This is a genomic window from Piscibacillus halophilus (genome assembly GCF_900110685.1).
GTDB classification, from domain to species: Bacteria; Bacillota; Bacilli; order Bacillales; family Alkalibacillaceae; genus Piscibacillus; species Piscibacillus halophilus.
In genome coordinates this window covers 1-5209 of the sequence record NZ_FOES01000073.1, presented here as the reverse complement: position 1 = coordinate 5209, position 5209 = coordinate 1, and the positions used below count along the sequence as shown (strand labels likewise).

Genomic DNA, 5209 nt, shown 5'->3' with positions numbered 1-5209 from the left:
GCGTTTTCTCGATCTCGTGGCACCTGAAGGTCTTGGATGCGACCGTATTTCGTATCCAATTGACGACCGTAACTGCCGTTCTTATAGTTTTTTAGCTCAGGATTTTCTTCGAAAAATTGATTCATTTCTTCCTTCATAATTGTTTCTAGCTTCTCTTGGACGAAAGAGCGGACTAATTCGTCCAGTTGATTTTCGAGGTTGTTTTGTCCTATACTTGTAAACATGAGGTAGGGCATCTCCTTTCATGAGTTGATTTCGTTGTTTACTCTGAGGATACCCTGCCTCTTTTTTTGTCTTCAAGAGTTTTACACAAACTATTGTACGTCATCTTAAAAAAATGTAAGCGTTGACATAAAATATTTTCAATAGTATGATATTTTTAAGGTTAGTTAGTTAAGTTAATTAACAATGAATTTAGAGGGGAGGGAGAATGATAATTAACGTGCGACCATACATACAAGAATATTCTTCTAAATTTTTTAATAAAAAAAGGATATTACATTACATTCAAAATAACCCTGGTATATCTCGAGCGGATATTTCAAAAGCATTAAACATTAGTAAACCGACCGTATCTAGTTTGGTCGATGAGTTAATTCTAGAAAAGTGGGTTCTTGAAAAGGCTGGGTCAAAAGCGAGTTCTGCTGGTGGGAGAAAGCCCATACAAATTTTCTTCAATAAAGATGCTTATCATATAGTTGGTGTTGATATCGGTGGAACAGTTGTTGAAATGGCAATTATGGACCTTGAAGGGAAAGTATCCTCTAAGTCTTTCTTTAAGACTCAGGATCATGTTGGTGATTTTTTTGTAGAGAAGTTGGCCACTGAAATCATTAAACTAATTCAAGATAGTGGTAAAGATACTGAACAGTTTTTGGGTGTTGGAATTGGAGTGCCTGGAATGACAGACATTGAGAATGGTGTTGTCATTGATGCTCCTACTATAAAGTGGACTAACTTTCCTTTGGTTTCTTCACTTGAACCATTGTTACCTTTCCCTGTTTACATCGACAATGATGTTAACGTAGCTGCATTGGGAGAGCATTGGAAAGGTGAGGGACGTTACGAAGATAATTTTGTGATGATTACACTAGGTACAGGAATCGGTAGTGGCATTATAATTAATAATCAACTTTATCGTGGTCATTCATTTGCTGCGGGAGAAGTTGGCTATATGATTACGGATAAAAGCCTCGCTGAAGAAAAATATGAAGAAGCTTTCAAGGGCTTTGGGTTTCTAGATAATCATGTAGGTGGTTCGTCCTTTACGACTAGAATGATCCAATCAAACTATCAAAATATGACTGCAAAAGAAATTTTCATTAAAGCTCAACAAAAAGATGCAATTGCTATGACTATAATTGATGATGTTATGAGTCATCTAGCTATTGCATTAGTCAATGTCATTTCAGTGATAAACCCTAAAAAAATTGTTCTTGGTGGTGGTATTTCAAAATCTATTGGACCTTATTTATCAACATTGGAGGAAAAAGTGAGAAGACATATCCCGATGGATTTTGAATTAGCTGTAACAAAACTTCAAGATGTTTCACTGATTGGAGCCGGAAGATTATTTTTAAAAGAAAACGATTCAATTTTAAAATTTTAAAGGGGGAATTTATTAAGATGTTAAAGAATTGGCGAGCATTACTTTATTTATGTTTAGTAGCTCTAATTCTTGCCGCTTGTAGTGATTCGGAAGAGGGTACTGAAGAAGAAGAAGGGGATGTCATTACGTTAGAGTATTGGCAATATGCTTTTGATGCCAAAGTAGATTTAATGGATGAATTAATTGAAGAATTCGAAAGCGAAAATCCTGGTATTAAAGTCGAACAAACGAACTTTCCATATGATCAATACAACGAGCAAGTAGCTGTTCAAGTTCCAGCTGGAAATGGACCAGACATCATTAATTTATTCTACGGTTGGGTGCCGATGTACGTAGACTCAGGGTACTTACAACCTCTACCTCAAGATGCCTTCCCACACGAAGAGATTGAAGATGAATTTTTCCCATTAGTAGAAGCGACTAAATTAGACGGAGAATACTGGACGATTCCAACGGCAGTAAGGACTTTAGCTTTACTATATAACAAGGATTTATTTGAAGAAGCAGGCTTAGACCCTGATAGTCCACCTGAAACATGGGATGAACTAGAAGAGTACGCGTTAGAATTAACAAAATCCGATGACAGTGGTCGTTTGGAACAATCTGGTTTAGCTTGGGAACCTGCGCAACAAGGTCACCATTGGCTGCGTGATGGTTTGACGATTCAAAACGGTGGTCAAGTATTAAGTGATGATCGACGTGAAGTTGTCTGGGGAGAGGGGGATGCTGGATTAGAAGCATTCAAATATTGGTTAAGCTTCCCAACCGATTTAAATACTTCTGAAGTTGGATTTTTTACTGATGATGTTACAGCATTTATGACTGAGAAGGCAGCTATGAATATAGACGGTTCATTTAGAATCGGTACTCTTCAGAAGGATGCTCCAGATTTGAATTATGGTGTGGCTCCAATGCCTGGTAAGGATGAAAAGTCTACAGGTGCTTCTTTCTGGACTAACGGTATAACTGCAGATGTTGAAGGAGAAAAATTAGATGCAGCAGTTAAATTTCTTGAATTTTTAACGAGTAAAGAGGTCATGGAAAAATGGCTTGATGGCACAGGTGAATTACCAGCACGTGAAGATGTAGCTATGCAAGATAAATTTACTGAAGATGAAATTTATGGACCATTTATTGAGTCACTTCCATTCGCAAATGCTCACTTCTTTGTTGATGAAACAAAGGAAAGAGATCTTGTGATTGATGCCGCGGACAGAGTTCTATTAGAAGGAATGAGTCCAGAAGAGTCGTTCGAGATATTAGTGGAAGAAACACAAGCACTATTCAATGAATATTGGTCTGAAAGATAATGTTTTAAATTTGAATGTTAATGAAAGGATCGAATCGGTCCTTTCATTAACTTTTTAAAAGGAGGGGAATTTTTAATGGGGGCTTTAAAAAAGGAGTCTGAACAAAAACAGAGTTCCTCAAAATTTAATAAACTATTAAGCAATTATAAATTTCAAAGAAATGTATTTATCATTTCTGCTTTGCTTTTACCTATTATTTTTTACTTAGGTATACGATTGCTTCCGACGTTATACACGTTTAATATTGGTTTTCGTGACTGGAACTTATTATCAGCTGGCCCACACCCATTTATTGGGCTTGATAATTTTATTGCACTATTTAATGATAGTGTCTTCATAAAATCAGTCGTAAACACAATGATTTACATAGTACTAGGGGTTACTGGCCAACTACTATTTGGGATGATTGTCGCTTTATTGTTACATAAGATTAATAGATTCGTTGGTATTTTTAGGGTTATTTATTTCATTCCCTATGTAACTAGTATTGTTGCGATTAGTTGGGTGTTTCAATGGATTCTTATGAAAAATGGTGTCATCAATGATTTATTAGTTATGATTGGATTGTCTCCCCAGCCATTTTTAAATTCACCTGATCAGGCAATCTATTTAATTATTGGTGCGATGATTTGGCAATCAATTGGATTTCAAATGGTGTTATTTTTAGCAGGATTAGAAAACATTCCAGAAATGCTTTATGAGGCAGCAGATATTGATGGAGCTAGTGGATGGCAAAAGTTTTGGAAAATTACTGTCCCATTATTAAATCCAACTATAGTATTCTCGGCGGTTATAGGTACGATCAATTTTATTCAGATTTCGTTCACACAAGTCGTGAACATGAGTGTGAATGGAGCTGGTGGACCTTTAAACTCTACTACATCCGTTGTGGTTTATATTTACCAACTGGCATTTAATCAGTTTGATTTAGGGATGGCTTCAGCTGCTACAGTATTGCTATTCTTATTTATTTTAGCTTTAACCGTTTTTCAATTAAAAGTCTTAACTAGAAAATTTGATTACTAGGAAGGGGGAGTTGAAGATGAAGTTTGGAAAGTCACTGCCCTATATTGCTTTGATTATAGGTTCTATTATTATGTTATTTCCGTTCATATGGATGCTCTCTACGTCATTTAAAGCACCAATGGACATTTTCAGTCTTGATATTATACCTAAGAATCCAACCATCGAAAATTACTTAACAATCTTTGAAGAAAGTTTATTTTTAAGATGGTTCTTAAACAGTCTAATTATAGCTGTCATAACGACCATTAGTGTTGCTTTTTTCGATTCTTTAGTTGGATATATTATTGCTAAATTTGATTTTGTCGGTAGAGGTGTTTTATTCCTCTTAATTTTAAGTACATTAATGGTTCCGACTGAAATGTTAATTATTCCTTGGTATTTAATGAGTTCGGAGCTAGGTTGGACAAATACTTTTTGGGGTATTTTATTTCCGGGTTTAATGACTGGATTTGGAGTATTTTTAATGAAACAATTTATGGAACAAATACCAGATGATCTACTAAACGCTGCAAGAGTAGATGGGATGAGTGAATTTGGTATTTTCTTTAAAGTTGCTATTCCACAAGTTTGGCCGGCACTTTCAGCTTTAGGAATTTTTACATTTTTAAGTAACTGGAATGCATTTCTATGGCCATTAATTGTAATTGAATCTCCAAAATTAAGGACATTACCTGTAGGTTTATCGTTTTTCTCCTCGGGTGAAGCAGAATCACAATGGCACTTAATTATGACAGGTGCAGCAATTTCTGTTATACCTCTTATAATTGTATTCTTTATCTTACAAAAACATATTATAAAAGGTATTACGTTGACGGGGATGAAATAGTAAGGTACTTATATCAAAAAGTACATCAACATAATGGTTAAAAGTATAAAAAAGAAAGCTTCCAAAAATTATTTTTGGAAGCTTTCTTGAGAGTATAAAATATTTTGTGTAAATGATTTTTAGAACATAGAAAAAGGAAGACCCTTTTTGTAGAATTAAGTTAGCCGACAAAATTCACAGAAAAGAGGTCTTCCCTATGAACCATGTTACTACAGATTTAATTGAAGCTCTAGTCCAAAAACAGGATATCCAAGAAGTTTTTCGCCAACATCTTGAGTCAGCAGTCAATCAATTACTCAAAAATGAATTGACAGCTTTCTTAGATTATGAACCTTATGATCGAAAAGGTTTTAATTCTGGCAATTCACGTAATGGCACTTACCCTCGTTCAATTAAAACGGAATATGGGGAATTAAATATTGATATTCCACGCGATCG

6 protein-coding genes are annotated in these 5209 nt (G+C 35.1%); 5 read left to right on the top strand and 1 reads right to left on the bottom strand.

Translation table 11 applies throughout. The annotated features are described in order from the left end of the window. Positions 1-224: transposase (locus tag BMY57_RS15710; protein WP_143063859.1), on the bottom strand; the 224-nt coding region annotated here is incomplete at its 3' end. 206 nt (positions 225-430) lie between these two features. Between BMY57_RS15710 and BMY57_RS15705 the strand changes: the two genes are divergently transcribed. The 5 genes from BMY57_RS15705 to BMY57_RS15685 form a co-directional block, all read left to right on the top strand. After that, a complete protein-coding gene (locus BMY57_RS15705) occupies positions 431-1609 on the top strand; it encodes an ROK family transcriptional regulator (RefSeq protein ID WP_091776375.1) in 1179 nt (392 codons plus the stop codon). Between the two features lie 17 nt (positions 1610-1626). Next, positions 1627-2919, top strand: coding sequence for a sugar ABC transporter substrate-binding protein (locus BMY57_RS15700; RefSeq protein WP_091776372.1), 1293 nt, complete (start codon positions 1627-1629; stop codon positions 2917-2919). A gap of 75 nt (positions 2920-2994) precedes the next feature. After that, a complete protein-coding gene (locus BMY57_RS15695; RefSeq protein ID WP_091776369.1) occupies positions 2995-3945 on the top strand; it encodes a carbohydrate ABC transporter permease in 951 nt (316 codons plus the stop codon). A gap of 16 nt (positions 3946-3961) precedes the next feature. Further along, positions 3962-4771 (top strand): carbohydrate ABC transporter permease, encoded by an 810-nt coding sequence (locus tag BMY57_RS15690; RefSeq protein WP_091776366.1) that lies wholly within the window; start codon positions 3962-3964, stop codon positions 4769-4771. Between the two features lie 196 nt (positions 4772-4967). Beyond that, positions 4968-5209: transposase (locus tag BMY57_RS15685; protein ID WP_177176410.1), on the top strand; the 242-nt coding region annotated here is incomplete at its 3' end.

Bases quoted from the DNA above. Each gene is read 5' to 3' on its own strand.
- BMY57_RS15705 (WP_091776375.1), top strand. From the start codon at position 431: ATGATAATTAACGTGCGACCATACATACAAGAATATTCTTCTAAATTT.
- BMY57_RS15700 (WP_091776372.1), top strand. From the start codon at position 1,627: ATGTTAAAGAATTGGCGAGCATTACTTTATTTATGTTTAGTAGCTCTA.
- BMY57_RS15695 (WP_091776369.1), top strand. From the start codon at position 2,995: ATGGGGGCTTTAAAAAAGGAGTCTGAACAAAAACAGAGTTCCTCAAAA.
- BMY57_RS15690 (WP_091776366.1), top strand. From the start codon at position 3,962: ATGAAGTTTGGAAAGTCACTGCCCTATATTGCTTTGATTATAGGTTCT.